Raw genomic sequence first — 20,856 nt, forward strand, 5'->3', positions numbered from 1 at the left:
TAGTTTATCTAATTTTTTACTTCAATATTTTTCTTTTTAAAGTATTTTTTATCTTCAAATCTTAAGCACGTTAATTTTCCACCCCAACAACATCCTGTATCGAGTGCATAAACATTATCTGGTGTACCTTTTCCATTTAATGCAGCCCAGTGGCCAAAGGCAACTGCATACTCGTTTGGAATTTTGCTTGGTAATAAAAACCAAGGTTTAAGTTTCGAAGGTGCTTGCTCAGGTGATTTTTTGTAATAAAAATCTAATCGACCATCTTCATAACAAAAACGCATACGAGTTAATGCATTAGCAATATAACGCAATCTATCTAATCCTTGTAGTTCAGGAAACCATTCATCCGGAAAGTTGCCATACATTTTATCAAGGAATAGGATATAGGAATCACTAGATAGCATAACATTCAGATCATAAGCACATTTTTTTAGTGTTTCGATATCCCATTGTGGTGAAATACCAGCGTGGGTCATAATTAACTTTAATGATTCGTCAATTTGGACCAATGGCTGTCTACGCAGCCATTCCATTAATTCACCAAAATCTGGTGCACGAATAATTTCATCAAGATTATCCTTCTTTTTAGAAGGGGTAACATTGGCATAAATTGATAATAAATGTAGGTCATGATTACCTAATACCAATCGAATTTGGTTAGCATTATGTTTAACAAATCTTAGAACTTCTAATGATTTTGGACCTCTAGCAACTAGATCACCTGTTAACCATAAAATATCCGATGATGAGAATTTCACTTTTTCAAGTAAGCGCATAAACTCATCATAACAACCATGAATATCACCAATAAGTAAGTTTGCCATTCCTGTTAACTCCATGAATTTGCAAGTTGACAGTATTGCTGTACTGTTAAGTTTTCGGCACGTAAATTAGGATCAATATTTAATTCAGTTAATTGTTCAACAGTAAACAAGTTACTTAAACTGTTACGGATAGTTTTACGTCGTTGGTTAAATGCCTCTGTAGTTACGCGAGAAAGTATTTTTATATCATTAACAAGATAAGGCTTTTCTTTATAAGGTATTAATTTAACAACAGCAGAGTCAACTTTTGGAGCAGGTTTAAATGATGTTGGTGGTACTTCAAGAACAGGAATAATCTGACAATAATATTGAGCCATAACGCTCAATCTACCATAATGTTTACTGTTAGGCGATGCAACTAAGCGAGTTACTACTTCTTTTTGTAGCATAAAATGCATGTCAGTGATGATATTTGTATGTTCAAATAAATGAAACATTAACGGTGTCGAGATATTATAAGGTAAGTTACCAAATACTCTTAATGGTTTACCTAATTGATCGGCTAACTGATTAAAGTCAAAGGTCAGGGCATCTTGTTCAATAACCGTTAATTTATTATTTAAAAATGGATTTTCAATTAATCTATTAGCTAGATCTCTATCTATCTCTATAACTGTCAAATGATCAATATGTTTACTGATAGGTATTGTTAATGCCGCAAGCCCAGGACCGATTTCGACTAGTGCTTGATCTTTTTTAGGTTGTATAGCTGAAACAATACTTTCGATAATGTAATCATCATGTAAAAAATTTTGCCCGAATCTTTTACGGGCAAAATGCCCTTGGTGAACACGGTTATTCATGTTTATCTTCACCTGTGATTTTAATATAAGCGTCACCTTTTATTTCTTGAATCCATACTTGGGCTTCTTCAGAAAATTTACGATTAAAAATAAGTCGATAAGCTTGATCTTTATTCATTGCATTTGTTCCATCAGCTTTTCTTTTATCAATTAATTGGATTAAGTGCCAACCGTAGGCTGATTTTATTGGTTGGCTAATTTCTCCTTTTTTTAACTGAATCAGAGCAGTCCTAAAGCTATTATCATAAATTTCAGGACGATTCCAACCTAAGTTGCCCCCTTTACTTGCCGAGCCTGTATCTTCAGAGTTAGCTTTAGCTGCTGCTTCAAAAGTTGTGGCTCCACTAGTAATTGATTTACGGATATCACTTAGCTTTTGTTTTGCAATTTGGTCGGTGACTAATACATTTGTTTTAATCAGTATATGGCGCGCATTTACCTCTTCAATTGTGAAGGTTCTTGGTGCTTCTGAACGAGTATCATCAACTTTTAGAATATGTAGACCAACCCCAGAACGGATAGGTCCAATAATACTACCTTTTGTAGCTCGTACTAATCGCTCTTCAAAGATAGTAGGTAATTCATTAAGTTTACGCCACCCCATACTACCACCTTTTAATGCAAAATCATCGTTTGAATATGAAGTGGCTAATTTAGCAAAACTTTCCCCTTTTTGAGCTCGATTAATGATATCTCGTGCTTTATTTGTTGCATTATCAATTTGTTGTTTTGATGCTTTTTCTGGAACAGAAATCAAAATATGGCTTATTTTTACATCAATATTATTGGCTGGTTGACGAGCAATATTTTTTGCTAAATTTTCTATTTCTTTTTCTGAAATTCTGACTCTTGATCTAACTTCATGCATTCGAGTCTTATCTATTAGCATATCATTGTGAATTCTTTCACGATAGGCACCATAACTTATTCTCATCATCGAAAGTCTACTTCTAAGTTGGTCTACACTCATACCATTTTCTGCTGCAATTCTATTAATAGCATCAGTTACCTCGTCATCACTAACTGTAATTTTAGCTTTAGCTGCTTTTTGTAAAATTAAATTTTCAATAATTAAACGTTCAATAATTTGTTGCCTAAGTATTTTATCATTAGGTAGATTTTTAGGATCTGAGCTAGCTTTAATCGTTTTTAACATATCATTAACATCACTTTCTAAAATGACATTGTTATTAACAACCGCAGCAACTTGTTCTACAACTTTCGGAGCTGCATTAGCAGATAACGGAGTTATAATTCCTAAAGTTATGCTTAGATTTAATGCTATTAATAGTTTTAATAATTTCATATTCACTTAACTCATTTTGTTTTTCAGCATAGACAGCTAGTAATAAATTTATTGGTAATCTTATAGTTACAAAAATATTTTATTCAAATGCTGTATTATACGGTAGTTTACCGAAATTAAGCATTTTAGCTTTGGTATCTCGGTTGCTACCCAATCCTTTTAATTCGAAGTTAATCGATAGTTTATTTTCATATTTACTTTTGCGAGAAGTATTATCCCAGTCCGTCAATTTTCTACCATATTGTACTGTTGTTCCCCAACAACAATCACTATAATTCAATCCGATAGAACCATCTGTAGTTTGTTCTAATTTAACGTCATAATAATATGAACCAACAGCATTGAATGTTTGCGATAATGGCCAAGCGGTCATCATTCCTGCCTGTGAAATATCTTGTCTATAGCCTCTATAAAATGGATTCTTATCGACAGTATCAATATAGTTACGGTTTGCATATCGGTATGATAATTGGATTAACTTATCGCCAGTTGGCCGGTATTCAAATATTGCATTGGCTAATGATATTGTATCAATTCGAGTATCATACTGAACGCCACTTCTAAAGATTATATCATTACTTATACGCCAAAAGTTATCCGATGCCCAAGTAATACTGCCTGTATCGGAGTTTTCATCTAAATCATTATTGTGTTCACTCGTTTTTGATTTGGTGAAATAAGTAATTTGCCCAATAGATAAGTTAAATTTTTCAACCTTGTTATTATCATAAAATCGAGTTGTTACACCAGTTGATATTTTATTGGTTGAAGCAATCCTATCTAAACCACTATATGGTTGATCTCTAAATAGACCAATATAATCTGACTGTAATATAGTGGAATCATAGTCGCTAATATTAGATTGGTTCCGATAGGGAATATAGATATATTTTACTCTAGGCTCTAAGGTTTGCGTATAGCCATTAATAAATGGAACATCACGCTCGAAGATGACTTTACCATCAATGCTAAACTTAGGCAAAAAGCGATTTACCTTTTTATCTAAATATTTATATTGTTCAATATTTTTATTGATATTATCTTGATTATAATGAGTTGCCATAATCCCAGTTTCAGTGGTTAATAATGACCAAGAATTGGATAAAGTATAATTAAGCGTTGGTTCAAAATGTGCTCGCCATGCTTTAGGTTTACTTTTTCCAGACGTCAAGAAGCGAGATACTTGAGAGAATACTCTAAATTTGAATGGCCCCAAATCATTATTATAATAATTCATATCCAATTGTGGTTGAGTTTGATAAAGCGAATTTTTTAATTCTGAATGGAATGGTTGAAAGTGTCGATAGCCTAACATAATATCCCAACTTTCATCATTATAAGCAATTTTATAATACTGCGTTAAATATCCTGCAGTTTGGGAGGCGTATTTAGAACTTAAGTTTGTAAGATACTGATTGTCACTAACTCGAGTTGTATCTGCATAAAAGCGCCAATTATAGTTAATTAATTCATCATTTTTCCAATGAAATAACCAACGGTGACGATTGTCGTCATAATTGTTACCATTAAAACGATTGTCTCTATCTTCATTATATTTAGTATCGTGTTGAAGCCAGTCAAATGCAAGTGTACCTAAACCTATTTCGTTTAAATAACGAAATTCTGTTTGCAATTGTAGACCTCGTTTTTCTAATACTCTTGGGGTAAAGGTTGCATCATAATTTGGTGCAATATTCCAATAAACAGGTATTGAAAAATCAATGCCATCGATACTGTCATAGCCGAAATTAGGAATTAATAATCCTGAACGGCGTTTATTACCAGTTGGTAATTGTAAATAAGGCGAGTATAGAACAGGCACTTTACCAATACTAAATACAGCGTTCCAGACCTCTAGAAATTGCTCCTCGTTGTCATGAATAACGGTCGTTCCTTTAATATCCCATGTGCTGTCATTAATAGGACAAGATGTAAAACTACCTTTTTTTAAAATAACATAACGATTTTTTTCAAGTTGCATTTTATCTGCATTACCGCGACCAAGCCTATTGACAAGATGATACTCACTTGGGATCATATCTGCATCATTGTTATTTAGATTCATTGATGCTTTATCGCCTTTCATTTTTATTAAATTATCTTGATAAGTAATATCACCTTCTAATGTTACTATTCTATTATTACTATCTTGAGTATCAATTGTTACTTTGTCTGCTTGAACCGTTCGGTTGCCTTGTTCTATTAATACTTCACCTTTATATATAGCAATATTAGGGTAGATTGCTTCAAGTTGATTAGCTTCAGCATTTACGGGTAAAGTATCTATATCTCCATTAACTAAAGGGCGATCAAACTTAGGAACGTCTATAAGGCATTGAGGATTATTGCTTACAACGGTTTTAGGTAAATCTAAAGCATAACTAGAGCTATTATACAAAAAAAGAGTAACGGCTATAGCAATAAGAGAAGGCGTTAAATTTTTCATCAATGATTCTAAAGCTATTTTTGATTATTTTAATTGCAGCATTATAGCGGTTATTTATAAAAGTGCGAATTAAAAATTAACGTTTCCCTATGCGTTTATTTATTTTATTAAGCTGTTTTACCATTGCTATTCTTTTTTCGGCTGTAGTATTTTGAAACTCATCCCACCACCTAGCTAACTGCAAGAGCTCTCCTTTTTCGATTGAGGCTCGCATTTCTAAAAGGTCATAAGCAGCTCTAAACTTAGGATGTTCTAAAATGGCAAACGCTCGTTTACCATTCCGTTTCTTCATTCGTAGCTGTAAACGCCAAATATCACCCATGATGCTCGTTAAGCGTCTAGGTATAGCAATACTTTTACATTGTTCACTTAGTACTTCGTTAATTGCCATCGAAAACGAATCATGAAATGGCAAACCACTTTCGATACACGTTGCTTGTGTTTGTTCAATTATTGGATACCAGAAAAAAACTGCAAACAAAAATGCTGGATTAATTCGCTTATTGTTGGCAATGCGATAATCAGTATTTTTTAAAACTTGTTCGATGATTTTCTCTAAATAACTGTTTGGATTGTTAGCAAATAGATGCTCAATAACAGGAAATAGTTGTTCAAAAAGGCCATACTCTCTTAGTAACTTATAAGTTTTGTAACCATTCCCAGTTTGTAATAATTTAATGGACTCATCAAAAAGTCGTGCTGAAGGTACATTTCTTAATAATGATGCAAGCTGTTTAATTGGCTTAGCAGTAGCTAGTTCAATTTTCATATTCAGTTTTGCGGCAAAACGGACTGTCCTTAGCATTCTAACAGGATCTTCTCGATAACGTGTTTGCGGATCACCAATTAATCGAATAATGCCTTTTTGTAAATCTTCTAATCCTCCGCAATAATCACGTAAAGTAAAATCATTTACATTATAGTAAAGTGCATTCATAGTGAAATCCCGACGGATAGCATCTTGCTCAATGGTTCCGTAGACATTATCACGTAATAGCATACCTGACTGCGAACGTTTAGATATATTGGTTTGTCCTTTTTGAGAATCGTGCTCACCGCGGAATGTTGCAACTTCAATAATTTCTTTCCCAAATATAATATGAGCAAGACGAAATCGTCTTCCTATTAAGCGACAGTTACGGAAAATTTTCTGAATTTGTTCTGGCGTAGCATTCGTTGTGATATCAAAATCCTTTGGTGTTTTACCTAAGATAAGATCTCTGATACATCCCCCGACTAGATAAGCTTCGTACCCTTGTTTATTTAATCGATAAAGGACTTTTAATGCATTTTCACTAATCTCTTTACGAGATATATTATGTTCATTACGAGGAATGGACACATAGCTAGCTTTTTGTTCGTCTTCATTGTGAAAAAACTTTCGATAAAAGCGTGAAACTTGTTTAAAAATGGTGCACCTCAAAAAGTTTTTTTGCTTCATAATAATATAGCGCGCAATTATATAGTAATTGCTAATAAGTTTCCATTTTTCTTGGAATTGGTATTTTTTCGTTCAATAAAATTGTATTTTTTTAGATGACTTAAATATTCTATTTGATTTTTTAAACATAATTATCAACAATAGTGTCTCGTATAGTAATATTAACAACATCTAATAAAAAAAATAAACTTTGTTTTACTCTGATTAGTGTATTTAATTAGCTAATTAAGATGGAATAAAACTGTACTCAGAACTTCTTTTTACTTATTTGTATCACAAAATATAATTAATAACGCTTTATAATTTGATAAATTATAAAGCGCTTTTGATGTTATTTGTTATAACTATTACATAATAGAAGTTATTTGAGTATATACCATTAACTGATAACCTATTGGGGACATTATGAACATTCGTGATTTGGAATATTTTGTTTCGTTAGCTGAATTTCGCCATTTCCGTAAAGCTGCTGATGCTTGCAATGTGAGTCAACCAACTCTCAGTGGTCAAATTAGAAAATTAGAAGATGAATTAGGCGTAATGTTATTAGAGCGCACAAGTCGCAAAGTACTATTTACTCAAACTGGTATGATGCTAGTTGAACAAGCCAAAGAGATTTTGCGTAATATCCAAATTTTAAAAGAAATGGCTAGCCGTCAAGGCGAAGAAATGTCTGGACCAATGCATGTAGGCCTGATCCCTACTATAGCACCTTATCTTTTACCTCATGTCATTACAGTTTTACATGACTTTTTTCCTCAGTTGGAACTTTACTTGCACGAAGCACAAACCGCCAATATTGTTGCTCAACTCGAAAGCGGCAAGCTTGATTGCGCAATCATTGCACAAGTCAAAGAAACATCACAATTTATTGAACTACCTTTATTTGATGAACCCATGTTTTTAACTGTTCCTGCTACTGATGAATTAGCTAGCAAAAATACAGTTAAACTTTCTAGCTTAAAAGGTAAAAAATTCTTAATGTTAGAAGATGGTCACTGTTTACGAGATCATGCAATGGGATACTGTTTTCAAGTTGGAGTTGATGAAGATAAACAATTTAAAGCTACTAGTCTTGAAACGCTTCGGAGTATGATTTCTGCTAGTCGCGGTATTACTTTATTTCCTGAACTTGCTATACCTAACGAGCGAATTCGTGATAATATTTGCTATATTCCTTGTACTGATCCTGTACCTGTACGCAGCATTGCTCTTATTTATCGTCCTGGTTCACCATTACGTTCCCGTTATGAAACAATAGCTAAAACAATCCGAGAGCATATGCCCAAAGTATTTGCTGAGAAAGAACGATTATTAAACAAATCAATTTAGAGATAGGTAGTAAATCGAAAATATTATAACTGAGCTATCAAATGAAAAATATCAAGACCGGTGGTGTTCGTGCTCAACAAAAAGAAAGAACTCGCCGTACTTTAATTGAAACAGCATTTAATCAACTTAATGCTGAGCAAGGTTTTACAAGTTTAAGTTTGCGAGAAGTAGCGCGTGAAGCTGGAATCGCTGCTACTTCATTTTATCGTCATTTTCGTGATATGGATGAGTTGGGTTTAGCCATGGTTGATGAAAGCGGTTTAACGCTTCGTCAATTATTGCGACAAGCACGTAAGCGTATTGAAAAAGGTGGTAGTGTATTACGGACATCGGTGACCACATTTATTGAATTTATTGATAAGAATCCGAAGGTCTTTTTATTACTTCTTCGTGAAAAAGCGGGGACGTCAGCCGCTTTTCGATCTGCTATTGCCCGTGAAATTCAACACTTTATTGTCGAACTTGTGGATTATCTTGATAATGCTAACCAAATGCCTCACCATTATAATGAAGCTCAAGCAGAAGCGATGGTCACTATTGCATTTAATGCTGGTGCAGAAGCGATTGATTTTGATTTGGTGCAGCGTGAAAAATTAATTGAAGATCTCATTTTTCAACTACGAATGGTATCTCGTGGAGCTTATTATCTATACCATAAAGAACAAATCAAAAAAGATAGTCATTAATCGATATGCCTCATCTCAAAACCCTAATTTGGTTGTAATATTAAAGTTTCATGCTGTTTAGCAATTAATTATTTTCAATAAGAATATCTACTAATTACTGATTTTTACTATTACTATTTATTGTGTTTTTGTTATTCATACTGTAGCATTAAAAAAAAAAGAGAAACATTGTTAAATAGAAATTAATTTCATGACTAAACTATACTTTTTGCTTTATTCGCTTATTTTGTCCTTTCCCTTTTTCAACTATGCTTATTCAAATGTGGGATTTAAGGAAATCTATTATAGCAAAGAAGACAGTAGACCTTTAAATATTGCAATATGGTATCCGACAGATGCTCAACAAAGAGCAGTAGCTATTGGCGATAATGCCGTTTTTTACGGTTCTAAAGTCATTCCTAATGCAGCATCTATTTCAAATTATCGTAAACATCCTTTGATTGTTATTTCGCATGGTTATGGAGGAAGTTGGCAAAGTTTAAATTGGCTTGCTTATGAACTGGCAGATAGGGGATATATTGTTGCTGCACCAAATCATCCGGGAACTACTTATTTTAATAAAGATATTACTCAATCTACTAAATTGTGGTTACGTCCTCAAGATCTAAGTAAAACTATTGATGCGTTACAAATAGATGAGTTTTTGGCAAACTATATTGATATGAATAAAATTTCATCTATTGGACATTCCCTTGGCGGTTGGACAGTAGCTGCACTTGCTGGAGCAAGGTTTGATACAGATCTTTTTAAACAAGATTGCACTATACATTCACATTTAAAAGCTTGCCAGTTAGTAAATGAACTTGGACTGGATAACCCACAATTAAATAAAAACATGTCAGATCAGAGAATAAAGTCATTTATTTCTTTAGATGCTGGATTAGTTAGAGGATTTACTGCAGATAGTTTGAAAAATATTGCTTTTCCTTCTTTAATCATTGGCGCTGGTATTGATGTTGGTGATATGAATGTAGAACTAGAATCTGGTTATTTACAACAGTTTCTTTCAAAATCATTATCAACTTATATTGTTATCCCTGATGCAACGCATTTTAGTTTCATGCAAATTTGTAAATCAGATGCTATAGATATTTTAGAGCAAGAGGCTAAAGGAGAAGCAATCATTTGTAAAGATGGTGGGAATCGCACAAGGACAGAGATACACCGTGAAATAACGGATCAAATAATCGATTTTTTAGCTAAGGTGAATTTAAATTAAGTGCCTATTTTAGAAATATACTGCGGCAAAAGCCGCAGTAATACTTTTAGTGATACTTAAAGGTTTTGTAGTACTTTTTCAACACTGTCTTTAGCATCACCAAATAGCATATAGCTATTTTCTTTAAAGAATAGTGGATTTTGTACACCTGCATAACCAGTATTCATTGAGCGTTTAGAAATAACAACCGTTTTTGCTTTCCAAACTTCAAGAACAGGCATGCCTGCTATTGGGCTATTTGGATCTTCTTCTGCCGCTGGGTTGACTGTATCGTTAGCTCCAATTACCCAAACCACATCAGTATCAGGGAAGTCATCGTTGATTTCATCCATTTCTAATACAATATCATAAGGGACTTTTGCTTCGGCTAATAATACATTCATATGCCCAGGTAAACGTCCTGCTACTGGGTGAATACCAAAACGAACTTCTATACCCATACCACGTAGTCTTTCAGTAATATTACTTACTGCACCTTGAGCTTGAGCAACTGCCATACCATACCCAGGGACAATAATAACTGAGCGAGCTTCTTTTAAAGTTTGTGCAACTTCAGCTGGTTGCATTTCACGGTATTCACCTTGTTCTTCATCCGATGAACTAGCTGCGCTACCATCGCTACCGAAACCGCCAGCAATAACACTAATAAATGAGCGGTTCATCGCTTTACACATAATATATGAAAGAATTGCGCCTGATGAACCAACTAATGCGCCTGTTACAATTAATAGATCATTGCCTAACATAAAGCCTGCTGCTGCTGCTGCCCAACCTGAATAAGAATTTAGCATTGAAATAACAACAGGCATGTCAGCACCACCAATTGAAGCAACAAGATGGAAACCAAACACGAATGCAATAATTGCCATGATCAACAAACTAATTGTTGCACCAGCGCCACTTTTTACTTCAACAAAAGTAAACATTAAAATGATAGAAACAACAATTGCTGCTAGATTCCAATAATGTTTATTTGGAATTGATAATGGTTTTGAGCTAATGCGTCCATTTAATTTACCAAATGCGACAACAGAGCCGGAGAAGGTTACTGCGCCGATAAAGACACCAACAAAAATCTCTACTAAATGTACAGTTAACTCACCACCTTGAAAATTTTGAATGTGTGGTTCTAAATAACTGTTTAAGCCAACTAGAACAGCAGCCATTCCAACAAAGCTATGAAGTAGTGCAACAAGCTCTGGCATTTGAGTCATTTCAACTTTTTTAGCCAAATATAAACCAATTACAGCACCAATAATCATTGCAATAACTATCCAGTGTAATCCGCCTTTAATACTTGCAACTGCTGCAATAAGTGCGATTACCATACCAATCATACCGTAAATATTACCAGATTTGGCAGATTCTTGGTTGGAAAGACCTCGTAAACTAAAGATAAAAAGTAATGCAGCAATAACATAGGCTGCTTGAATGATTCCATTACTCATAATGTATGCTCTCCTTTACTTGCCACGTTGGAACATTTTCAGCATTCTTTGAGTAACAAAGAATCCACCAAAAATATTGATACTAGCAATCAAAATAGCAACAAAAGCAATTGCCGTAGTTAAGCCATTATCATCACTGACTTGTAATATTGCTCCGACCAATATAATTCCAGAAATTGCATTAGTTACCGACATTAGTGGTGTATGCAAAGAATGTGTAACATTCCATACAACGTAGTAACCAACAACGCAAGATAATGCAAATACAGTAAAATGCCCTAAAAAGCTTTCAGGAACGGAGTTTGCAAGCCAGAAGAAAGCAATGAGAACTAAAGCTAAAATACCATATTTTTTGCGAGGATCCATTGGCTTTGGTTCTGGTTTAACAATTGGCTCTGCTGCTTTTTTCTGAGGTTGAGCAGATACTTGAATCGGTGGTGCTGGCCAAGTGATTTCTTTATCTTTAACCACAGTTACACCACGAATTACAACATCTTCAAAATTGATATCAATATTACCGTCTTTTTCTTTAGCAAGCAGTTTTAATAGGTTAACAATGTTAGTACCATAAAGCTGTGATGCTTGTGCTGGCATACGATTAGCTAAATCAGTATAACCAACAATTTTAACATTGTTATCTGTTTCGAAAATTTCACCTGGTTTAGTTAATTCACAGTTACCACCAGTTAACGCAGCCAAATCAACAATAACACTACCCGGTTTCATTGATTCAACCATTTCTTTCGAAATGAGTTTTGGAGCTGGTTTACCTGGAATTAGTGCAGTTGTTATGATGATATCAACATCTTTGGCTTGCTCTGCAAACAGTGCCATTTCAGCTTCAATAAAGGCCGCTGACATTTGTTTAGCATAACCGTCACCAGAACCTGCTTCTTCTTCAAAATCTAACTCTAAAAAGTCAGCTCCCATGCTATTAATTTGTTCGGCAACTTCAGGGCGGGTGTCAAAAGCACGAACAATTGCCCCCAGACTCACCGCTGCGCCAATGGCTGCAAGGCCTGCAACACCTGCTCCAATAACTAATATTTTAGCTGGCGGTACTTTACCAGCAGCAGTAACTTGCCCTGTAAAGAATCGACCAAATTGATTTGCTGCTTCAATAACTGAACGATAACCAGCAATATTAGACATTGAGCTTAATGCATCTAGAGATTGTGCACGTGAAATACGTGGTACACAATCCATAGCCATTACAGTAATATTTTTGGTGGCTAATTTTTCTAATAGCTCTTTATGTTGAGCTGGATAAATATAGCTAATAAGGGTTGAACCCTCTTTCATTAAAGAAATTTCATCATCGCTTGGCGCATGAAACTTCAAAATTAAATCATTTTGCCAAACATCTTGTGTGTTTTGAATTGTGGCTCCAGCATCAATAAAAGCTTGGTCTTCATAATGAGCTGCATGTCCAGCGCCTTGTTCTACGGAAACTGTAAAGCCCAGTTTTAACAGTTGTCCAACAGTCAAAGGAGTTGCTGCAACTCTAGCTTCATTGGCTAACCGTTCTTTAGGTATACCGATATGCATTTCGTTACGTCCTTATGTTAGTTTATTGTATGTAAGTTGATTTTAGCATAAATAGGGTTCTGTGCGAGTAGTGAATCTATTTTTTATTCAAGAAATAAGATTTTTAAATTATTTGAGTAATATTTATTAATTAATATTATTATAAGGCTATATCGAAATAGCTATAATTTAAATAAAACAGTTTTAATGCTTTCATTGAATTCCATTACAAATTTACTCTATATTGTTATATAATTGGCGTTATTTTTGTGTCTACCTTGAAGTGTAAACTTTAAGGCATGATTCGATTTTGTTCTCCTTGAATTAAGGATTTTTTATGATTGATTTTTCCCAATCAGTGCCAGAACTGGTCTCTTGGGCAAAAAAGAATGATTTTTCGATCGCTTTGCCTGTGGAAAGGTTAGCTTTTTTATTAGCTATTGCCGTATTAAATAGCGAACGTTTTGACGGTGAAATGACGGAATCTGAATTAATTGATGCTTTTAGGCATGTTTCACAAATTTTCGAGCAGAGTGAAGACACTATTACATTGCGAGCCAATAATGCTATCAATGATTTGGTACGCCAACGCTTAATCACACGTTTTGCAAGTGAAATGACAGACGGTTTCTCGATTTATCGTTTAACTCCGTTAGGTATAGGTATTTCTGATTATTATATTCGCCAACGTGAATTCTCAACGCTGCGTTTATCCATTCAGTTATCTATTGTTGCGCAAGAGTTAAAACGAGCTGCAGATGCAGCCATCGAAGGTGGTGATGATTTACATTGGCATCGAAATGTCTTTGCTCCATTAAAATATTCAGTCGCTGAAATTTTTGATAGTATCGATATCACACAACGAGTGATGGATGAACAACAAGCTGATGTTAAACAAAATATTTCTGCCCTATTAAGTCAAGATTGGCAAGCAGCAATTAGCAGTTGTGAAGGGTTGCTGACTGAAACATCACAAACATTGCGGGAGTTACAAGATACTTTGGCTGCTGCAGGTGATAAATTACAAGCCAGTTTACTTTTAATACAAGATGCGACGCTTGATAATCCAGAACTAGATAAAATCAACAATGTAGTTATGGATCTGCAAGGTAAACTAGATCGCATTATTGGTTGGGGGCAAAAAGCGATTGACCTTTGGATCGGTTATGATCGCCATGTTCATAAATTTATTCGTACTGCTATTGATTTAGATAAAAATCGTGTGTTTTCACAACGCTTACGAAAATCGATTCAAGGATACTTTGATTTGCCTTGGTCACTCACTTTTGCTAATGCCGATCGCTTACTAGATATGCGTGATGAAGAATTGGCTTTACATGATGCTGAAGTAACTGGGGAATTACCGTCGGAACTTGAATTTGAAATGATTGAAGAGATTCAAGAACATATTATTGCTCATATTGAACAAAATTTAATGGTATTTAAGCAAGAAAATAAACTACTTGATATGGGCGCTACCATTCATAGCTATTTGGCTCAGTTCCCGCGCGAACAACATTTTGATATAGCAAGATTATTTATTGATCAAGCCATTCGTCTCGGTATTGCTGAAGATGATTGGCTTGGAATTCCTGCCGAATGGAAACCTATTAACGATTATGGAGCTAAGGTACAAGCACATGTCATCAACAGATACTAACGATTTCGAAACACAACAAACTGCACATCATCTTGATGAAGTTATGGGGCGCATAGTCGCTAGTTCTCAGGCTTCTATCGATAAATATATGCCCGTTAAGTTGGCCCAAGCAATTGCTAATCCGATCTTTCCAGAACTGGATAGTTTATTACGCTCTGGCCGTCATATTGGTATTGATGAACTTGATCATCATGCTTTTCTAATGGATTTCCAACTTGAGCTTGAACAATTTTATCAACGTTATAATGTTGAGCTAATTCGTGCACCCGAAGGATTTTTCTATCTTCGCCCTCGCTCAACAACATTAATACCTCGTTCAGTATTATCGGAACTTGATATGCTTGTTGGCAAAGTACTTTGTTATTTGTATTTGAGTCCCGAGAGATTAGCGCATGAGGGGATTTTTACCTTACAAGAATTGTTTGATGAACTGGTTTCATTAGCCGATGAGAGTAAGTTACTCAAATTAGTAAACCAACGTTCAACAGGTTCAGATTTAGATCGCCAAAAACTATTTGATAAAGTGAAAACAGCGTTAAATCGCCTACGCCGGCTAGGCATGATTTTTTTTATTGTTGGTAATGACAGTAGCCGTTTTCGCATTAACGAATCAATTTTCCGTTTTGGTGCGGATGTACGAAGTAGTGATGACGCACAAGAAGCGCAATTACGCCTAATTCGAGATGGCGAAGCAATTAAAATCGAATCAGCACTTATTTTAGATGATAATAATGAAGAACAAGATGAAGATGTTAATGAGGAGACTGAATAATCATGATTGGACACGGTAAATTTCACTCATTAACGCTAATTAACTGGAATGGTTTTTTTGCACGAACTTTTGAGCTTGACCAATTAGTTACGACATTATCTGGTGGTAATGGTGCTGGTAAATCAACTACCATGGCGGCATTTGTAACTGCATTAATACCTGACTTAACTTTATTACACTTTAGAAATACAACCGAAGCTGGAGCCACATCAGGCTCACGAGATAAAGGCTTGCATGGTAAATTAAAACCAGGCGTCTGTTATTCTATGCTGGACGTAATTAACTCACGGAATCAAAGAATTATTTGTGGTGTACGTTTGCAACAAGTAGCAGGGCGAGACAAAAAAGTCGATATCAAGCCTTTTTTATTGCAAGGATTATCTATCAGTGTAAGCCCAACAGAGTTGGTTACGGAGCGTTTAAATGATAAACAAGCGCGAATTTTATCGTTACCAGAGTTAAAAGATAAAGCCGAATCAATGGAAGGCATTATCTTTAAACAATTTAACTCAATTACTGATTATCATTCGGTTATGTTTGATTTTGGTATTTTACCAAAACGCTTACGCTCTCCATCCGATAGAAGTAAATATTACCGTTTGATTGAGGCCTCACTTTATGGTGGTATCTCAAGTGCTATTACTCGTTCCCTACGTGATTATTTATTACCAGAAAATAGTGGTGTGCGAAAAGCTTTCCAAGATATGGAAGCCGCATTACGCGAGAATCGGATGACGTTAGAAGCTATTCGAGTAACTCAATCAGATCGTGACTTATTTAAACACTTAATTACTGAGTCAACTAATTATGTGGCAGCTGATTATATGCGCCATAATAATGAACGCCGAGTTCATATAGAATCAGTACTTGGCCTGCGTCGTGACATGTTTAAAACGCAAGATCTGCTTATAAGCAATCAATACCGCCAAGTTGAAATGGCAAAAGAACTTAAAGAATATCAAGATGCGCAAAATGATTTGGAAACCGATTTACAGGCTGCTAATGATCACCTCAATTTAGCGCAAACTGCATTACGTCAACAGGAAAAAATCGACCGTTATCAAGCAGATTTAGATGATTTAAACTTAAAGTTAGAAGAACAAAACGAAGTGGTACTTGAAGCGAATGAACAGTACCAAACCTATCGTGAGCAAGTAGAACAAACAGAACAAGAAGTTGACGAAATCAAGACTCAATTAGCTGATTATCAACAGGCTCTTGATGTTCAACAAACACGTGCAATTCAATACCAACAGGCCTTACAGGCGTTAAAAAATGCTCAGTCATTATGCCAGTTACCAAAATTAGGTATTAGTAATATTGAAAATCACTATGAATTGTTTGAAGAAAAGCAAAAAGAGATCACGGAACAAGTTCTTGAACTTGAGCAAAAATTAAGTGTATCTGATGCGGCAATTAATCAGTTTGACCGTGCTTATCAATTAGTGATTAAATTAGTCGGCAATGTTACCCGAAGTGACGCTTTTGCGGCAGCTAAAGAAGCATTAAGACAATGGCCATCACAATGTTACCAAGCAGAACAAGCCGAGCATTTACAGCTACAACTAGATGAGCTAGAACAACGATTTTTTGAACAAAAAGAAGCAGAATCGTTATTAACACAATTTTGTAAACGTATTGAACGCCAAGTTAATTACGATGAACTAGATGATTTAAAGCAAGAACTTGAATTGCAATTAGACGAAACAGCCGAACGAGCTAATGAATCTAGCGAAAAACGTATCGAATTTAGGCAAGAGCTTGAACAAATTCAATCAAAAATAGCTGAGTATCGTCAAAAAGCTCCATTATGGTTGAAAGCACAAGATGCATTAATCGCTTTACAAGAACAAACTAGCGAACAGTTTAATAATAGTCAAGATGTCACTCAACATATGCAAAAACTGCTAGAAAAAGAGCGAATACTTGTTACTGAGCGAGACCAAATTAGTTTTAGACGCAACCAATTAGATGTTCAAATTGATCAACTAAATCAACCTAGTGGTGTCGATGATGGACGTTTGTCTTCGTTAGCAGAACGATTTAATGGTGTATTACTTTCTGAAATTTATGAAGATGTAACAATTGATGATGCACCTTACTTTTCTGCATTATATGGTCCATCAAGACAAGCTATTGTTGTACCAGATTTATCATTAGTTAAACAGCAATTAGAAAACCTTACCGCAAGTGATGAAGATTACCCTGAAGATATCTATTTTATCGAAGGTGATCCTTCATCATTTGATGATAGTGTTTTTGATTGTGAGGAAATGAATAAAGCGGTACTTGTCAAAACGGGCGATCGTCAATGGCGATTCTCAAGCTTTCCTAAAGTACCACTATTTGGTCGTGCCGCTCGTGAGATTCACCTTGAAAAATTATCTGCCGAACGTGATGAATTACATGAACGCTATGCAACTATCTCATTTGATTTACAAAAATTACAACGAATTGAACAAAATGTTGGGCAATTTATTGGTCAACATTTAGGAGTTGCTTTTGATATCGATCCTGAAGCTGAAGCGCAAAAATTAACGACAAGACGCACTGAAATTGAACGACAATTATCGTCTCAGGAAAGTATTGATAAACAAAATCAACAACAAGTTACTAATTGCAAAGAACAATTAGCAACCATAAATCGCTTGGTTGCGCAAATGCATTTATTGGCTGATGATGATCTGGCCGATAGGGTTGACGATTTACGTGAACAAGTAGCACAAGCACAAGAATCTGCGCAATATGTTAGTCGTAATGGTAATACCGTTTCAGAACTTGAACCAATTTTAGCTGTTTTACAAAGTGATCCTGAACAAAATGATGCTTTACGAGAACAATACAATACAGTTAAAGCACAACAACAGACTATCCGCCAACAAGTTTTTGCCTTAACTGAAGTAATGCAACGTCGTGCACACTTTAGCTATGAAGACTCGGCAGGTATGCTAAATGAAAATAGTGATTTAAATGAAAAATTACGTTCTCGATTAGAAGTCGTCGAAACTCAAAGAACAGAAGCGCGCAGTCAGATGCAACAGTATCAAGACAAATACAATCAATATAACCAAACGCTAGCTTCGCTTAAAAGTGCATTTGAAACTAAGCGAGATATGTTGCATGAGCTACAAAAAGAAATTGAACAAATTGGGGTAAAAGCCGATGCGATCACTGAAGAACGTGCTCGATTACGTCGTGATGAAATCCATCAAAAATTAAATAATAATCGTCAACATTGTACATCGCTTGAAAAGCAACTCATTATGTGCGAAAGCGAAATGACACAATTACAAAAACGACTAACTCAAACACTGCGAGATTATAAGCACCTACGCGAACAGGTAGTGCAAGCCAAAGCGGGGTGGTGTTTAGTCTTAAGACTTGTTAAAGAAAATAGTGTTGAACGGCGTTTACATCGACGTGAACTTGCTTATTTAAGTGCTGATGAATTGCGCTCAATGTCAGATAAAGCATTAGGTTCCTTACGTTTAGCTGTTAATGACAATGAACATTTACGGGATGTATTAAGACTATCAGAAGATCCAAAACGCCCAGAACGTAAAATCCAATTCTATATCGCTGTTTACGCACATTTGCGTGAACGAATTCGCCAAGATATTGTTAAAACTGACGATCCAATTGAAGCCATTGAACAGATGGAAATTGAATTGTCACGCTTAACAGAAGAACTCACTTCGCGTGAACAGCAACTGGCAATTAGCTCGAAGAGTGTATCGAATATTATTCGTAAAACCATACAGCGCGAACAAAATCGTATTCGTATGCTTAACCAAGGATTACAAGCAGTGGCATTTGGTCAAGTTAATGGCGTGCGTTTAAATGTCAATGTTCGCGAAGCTCATTCAACTCTTTTAGCTGCACTTGCCGATGAGCAAAATGAACATCAAGATCTATTTAGTAATAATCGTATTACCTTCTCAGAAGCGTTAGCTAAACTCTATCAACGTTTAAATCCACATATTGATATGGGACAACGAACTGCTCAAAATATTGGTGAAGAACTGCTAGATTATCGAAATTATCTTGAAATGGATGTTGAGGTGAATCGAGGTGCAGATGGTTGGTTACGTGCTGAAAGCGGTGCATTATCAACGGGTGAAGCAATTGGTACAGGTATGTCAATTTTACTTATGGTGATTCAAAGTTGGGAAGAAGAATCCAAGCGACTTCGGAATAAAGATATTTTGCCATGTCGTCTACTATTCTTAGATGAAGCAGCTCGACTAGATGCCAAATCAATTGCAACACTATTTGAACTTTGTGAACGATTAGAAATGCAATTAATCATTGCTGCTCCAGAAAACATCAGTCCTGAAAAAGGAACAACCTATAAACTCGTACGTAAAGTTATCAATAACCAAGAACATGTGCATGTAGTTGGTTTGAAAGGCTTTGCTTAATTCCTGCTTTGCCGACATTGTCGGCAAAACCTTACAATTTTTGTAAAAAAGTTTCAGGTAACTATACGTTTCAGTATAAATGTCTTGAAAATAGATTAAAAATCAAAAAATTGACTATCATTATTCAATTGAATAAGTTGGATGCACTCGCTGCTCATAAAAAGGGATATTACGTATTGTTGACTAAACTCAAAATATTACTTATTGCCGTTCTTGCTTGATGACTGTTTTTCCAACAAGTTGAACCTGTTAATAATGCACCTCCGTTAAGGATTTCATCTAAACTAGCATTACGCAATTTATCGAAAGAATCGAACTTCATCTCTTCAAGCCTTTCAATAATTTTGGTACCCACGAATTTAAGCTCCATCAACTGCTGTCGTTCTGTTTCTGTAAAGGCCATATTATTCTCCTTACATTATATTGAATATAATTTTAAACTGATGCATTTAGCTTTTTCCACTTTCTTATTTTTGCTCTAAACGATTTAAAAGGCGCCACAGAATTGATATGGATAAATCGAGCAACAGTCCAAGATTCAGGATAAGGTTTAGTCCAATTACGGCTATCTTTTATAAACAAAGTGTCTTCGTTCAAAGATTGAATCCAATCATTCCAAATGGTGATTTGCTGATTAAATGCTTGAATTAATGCCTGTAATGATAGGTATTGATATGTTTTATAAAATTGCCGATACAAATTACCCAATTGATTCCATTTGTATCCAGGGGCCGGTAATTCAGGTGTTTGACCAGCAAGCTCATCATCATCCCAAGATTTCACCAAATTAAGCCAACCTAGTTGATAAGCAATCATTTGTGCTGGAGTACGATCAACACCCTCCACTAAGGTGTCTTTTTGTGATTCAGACAAAACTGTAAACTCATCAATAAACAACTTGGCCGTTTTGTTTATTTCATCTAATAACTGCTGTTTAGTTGCATAAGCCATGTCACCTACTTCTTATG

Annotated in this window: 15 protein-coding genes; 6 read left to right on the forward strand and 9 right to left on the reverse strand. The window is 35.2% G+C overall.

Annotation, left to right across the window (positions count from 1 at the left end):
• Window positions 1-8: 8 nt before the first annotated feature.
• From apaH to pcnB, 5 genes are all read right to left on the reverse strand, one after another.
• Window positions 9-827 carry a bis(5'-nucleosyl)-tetraphosphatase (symmetrical) ApaH gene (apaH, locus tag ACGH6S_RS03845; protein WP_174798773.1) on the reverse strand — a complete coding sequence of 273 codons (819 nt, stop codon included), beginning with the start codon at window positions 825-827 and terminating at the stop codon, window positions 9-11.
• Window positions 828-832: 5 nt separating this feature from the next.
• Window positions 833-1,630, reverse strand: a complete 798-nt coding sequence (gene rsmA / locus ACGH6S_RS03850) for a 16S rRNA (adenine(1518)-N(6)/adenine(1519)-N(6))-dimethyltransferase RsmA (RefSeq protein WP_174798774.1) — start codon at window positions 1,628-1,630, stop codon at window positions 833-835.
• Window positions 1,623-2,936 carry a peptidylprolyl isomerase SurA gene (gene surA / locus ACGH6S_RS03855; protein ID WP_174798775.1) on the reverse strand — a complete coding sequence of 438 codons (1,314 nt, stop codon included), beginning with the start codon at window positions 2,934-2,936 and terminating at the stop codon, window positions 1,623-1,625. Before surA ends, rsmA begins: the two co-directional genes overlap by 8 nt.
• Window positions 2,937-3,015: 79 nt before the next feature.
• Window positions 3,016-5,382, reverse strand: coding sequence for an LPS assembly protein LptD (gene lptD / locus ACGH6S_RS03860; protein WP_296301871.1), 2,367 nt, complete (start codon window positions 5,380-5,382; stop codon window positions 3,016-3,018).
• A gap of 76 nt (window positions 5,383-5,458) precedes the next feature.
• Entirely contained in the window at window positions 5,459-6,823 is a 1,365-nt protein-coding gene (gene pcnB, locus ACGH6S_RS03865; protein WP_174798777.1) for a polynucleotide adenylyltransferase PcnB, read from the reverse strand.
• Window positions 6,824-7,228: 405 nt separating this feature from the next.
• Here pcnB and oxyR point away from each other — a divergent pair, with 405 nt between their 5' ends.
• The 3 genes from oxyR to ACGH6S_RS03880 all read left to right on the forward strand — a co-directional run bounded on the left by oxyR (window position 7,229) and on the right by ACGH6S_RS03880 (window position 10,060).
• Entirely contained in the window at window positions 7,229-8,155 is a 927-nt protein-coding gene (gene oxyR, locus ACGH6S_RS03870) for a DNA-binding transcriptional regulator OxyR (RefSeq protein WP_174798778.1), read from the forward strand.
• Between the two features lie 41 nt (window positions 8,156-8,196).
• Window positions 8,197-8,841 carry an HTH-type transcriptional repressor FabR gene (gene fabR, locus ACGH6S_RS03875; protein ID WP_065626638.1) on the forward strand — a complete coding sequence of 215 codons (645 nt, stop codon included), beginning with the start codon at window positions 8,197-8,199 and terminating at the stop codon, window positions 8,839-8,841.
• A 190-nt stretch (window positions 8,842-9,031) separates the two neighbouring features.
• Complete coding sequence (locus tag ACGH6S_RS03880) at window positions 9,032-10,060, forward strand: alpha/beta hydrolase family protein (protein WP_065590316.1); 1,029 nt, start codon at window positions 9,032-9,034, stop codon at window positions 10,058-10,060.
• A gap of 56 nt (window positions 10,061-10,116) precedes the next feature.
• Here the strand turns inward: ACGH6S_RS03880 and pntB are convergent, their stop codons facing one another.
• Entirely contained in the window at window positions 10,117-11,508 is a 1,392-nt protein-coding gene (pntB, locus tag ACGH6S_RS03885) for a Re/Si-specific NAD(P)(+) transhydrogenase subunit beta (RefSeq protein WP_174798780.1), read from the reverse strand.
• A gap of 15 nt (window positions 11,509-11,523) precedes the next feature.
• A complete protein-coding gene (pntA, locus tag ACGH6S_RS03890) occupies window positions 11,524-13,056 on the reverse strand; it encodes a Re/Si-specific NAD(P)(+) transhydrogenase subunit alpha (RefSeq protein WP_065610228.1) in 1,533 nt (510 codons plus the stop codon).
• Between the two features lie 316 nt (window positions 13,057-13,372).
• Between pntA and mukF the strand changes: the two genes are divergently transcribed.
• From mukF to mukB, 3 genes are read left to right on the forward strand one after another with little or no spacing between them, the layout of a single operon-like run.
• Window positions 13,373-14,695, forward strand: a complete 1,323-nt coding sequence (gene mukF, locus ACGH6S_RS03895) for a chromosome partition protein MukF (protein WP_411578333.1) — start codon at window positions 13,373-13,375, stop codon at window positions 14,693-14,695.
• Window positions 14,696-14,738: 43 nt separating this feature from the next.
• Window positions 14,739-15,467, forward strand: a complete 729-nt coding sequence (gene mukE / locus ACGH6S_RS03900; protein WP_081299322.1) for a chromosome partition protein MukE — start codon at window positions 14,739-14,741, stop codon at window positions 15,465-15,467.
• 2 nt (window positions 15,468-15,469) lie between these two features.
• Complete coding sequence (mukB, locus tag ACGH6S_RS03905) at window positions 15,470-19,888, forward strand: chromosome partition protein MukB (protein ID WP_411578332.1); 4,419 nt, start codon at window positions 15,470-15,472, stop codon at window positions 19,886-19,888.
• Window positions 19,889-20,057: 169 nt separating this feature from the next.
• Here mukB and ACGH6S_RS03910 read toward each other — a convergent pair whose 3' ends face one another.
• Together ACGH6S_RS03910 and ACGH6S_RS03915 are read right to left on the reverse strand one after the other, a co-directional pair.
• Window positions 20,058-20,291 carry a hypothetical protein gene (locus tag ACGH6S_RS03910; protein WP_296300214.1) on the reverse strand — a complete coding sequence of 78 codons (234 nt, stop codon included), beginning with the start codon at window positions 20,289-20,291 and terminating at the stop codon, window positions 20,058-20,060.
• Between the two features lie 32 nt (window positions 20,292-20,323).
• Window positions 20,324-20,839 (reverse strand): ClbS/DfsB family four-helix bundle protein, encoded by a 516-nt coding sequence (locus tag ACGH6S_RS03915; protein ID WP_065590310.1) that lies wholly within the window; start codon window positions 20,837-20,839, stop codon window positions 20,324-20,326.
• Between the last annotated feature and the right edge of the window lie 17 nt (window positions 20,840-20,856).

It is taken from the genome of Gilliamella sp. BG3 (assembly GCF_046635605.1).
GTDB lineage: Bacteria > Pseudomonadota > Gammaproteobacteria > Enterobacterales > Orbaceae > Gilliamella > Gilliamella bombi.

What these genes read in the sequence shown, in the direction of transcription:
- apaH (WP_174798773.1), bottom strand. Translation starts at nt 827, where the DNA reads ATGGCAAACTTACTTATTGGTGATATTCATGGTTGTTATGATGAGTTT.
- rsmA (WP_174798774.1), bottom strand. Translation starts at nt 1,630, where the DNA reads ATGAATAACCGTGTTCACCAAGGGCATTTTGCCCGTAAAAGATTCGGG.
- surA (WP_174798775.1), bottom strand. Translation starts at nt 2,936, where the DNA reads ATGAAATTATTAAAACTATTAATAGCATTAAATCTAAGCATAACTTTA.
- lptD (WP_296301871.1), bottom strand. Translation starts at nt 5,382, where the DNA reads ATGAAAAATTTAACGCCTTCTCTTATTGCTATAGCCGTTACTCTTTTT.
- pcnB (WP_174798777.1), bottom strand. Translation starts at nt 6,823, where the DNA reads ATGAAGCAAAAAAACTTTTTGAGGTGCACCATTTTTAAACAAGTTTCA.
- oxyR (WP_174798778.1), top strand. Translation starts at nt 7,229, where the DNA reads ATGAACATTCGTGATTTGGAATATTTTGTTTCGTTAGCTGAATTTCGC.
- fabR (WP_065626638.1), top strand. Translation starts at nt 8,197, where the DNA reads ATGAAAAATATCAAGACCGGTGGTGTTCGTGCTCAACAAAAAGAAAGA.
- ACGH6S_RS03880 (WP_065590316.1), top strand. Translation starts at nt 9,032, where the DNA reads ATGACTAAACTATACTTTTTGCTTTATTCGCTTATTTTGTCCTTTCCC.
- pntB (WP_174798780.1), bottom strand. Translation starts at nt 11,508, where the DNA reads ATGAGTAATGGAATCATTCAAGCAGCCTATGTTATTGCTGCATTACTT.
- pntA (WP_065610228.1), bottom strand. Translation starts at nt 13,056, where the DNA reads ATGCATATCGGTATACCTAAAGAACGGTTAGCCAATGAAGCTAGAGTT.
- mukF (WP_411578333.1), top strand. Translation starts at nt 13,373, where the DNA reads ATGATTGATTTTTCCCAATCAGTGCCAGAACTGGTCTCTTGGGCAAAA.
- mukE (WP_081299322.1), top strand. Translation starts at nt 14,739, where the DNA reads ATGGGGCGCATAGTCGCTAGTTCTCAGGCTTCTATCGATAAATATATG.
- mukB (WP_411578332.1), top strand. Translation starts at nt 15,470, where the DNA reads ATGATTGGACACGGTAAATTTCACTCATTAACGCTAATTAACTGGAAT.
- ACGH6S_RS03910 (WP_296300214.1), bottom strand. Translation starts at nt 20,291, where the DNA reads ATGGCCTTTACAGAAACAGAACGACAGCAGTTGATGGAGCTTAAATTC.
- ACGH6S_RS03915 (WP_065590310.1), bottom strand. Translation starts at nt 20,839, where the DNA reads ATGGCTTATGCAACTAAACAGCAGTTATTAGATGAAATAAACAAAACG.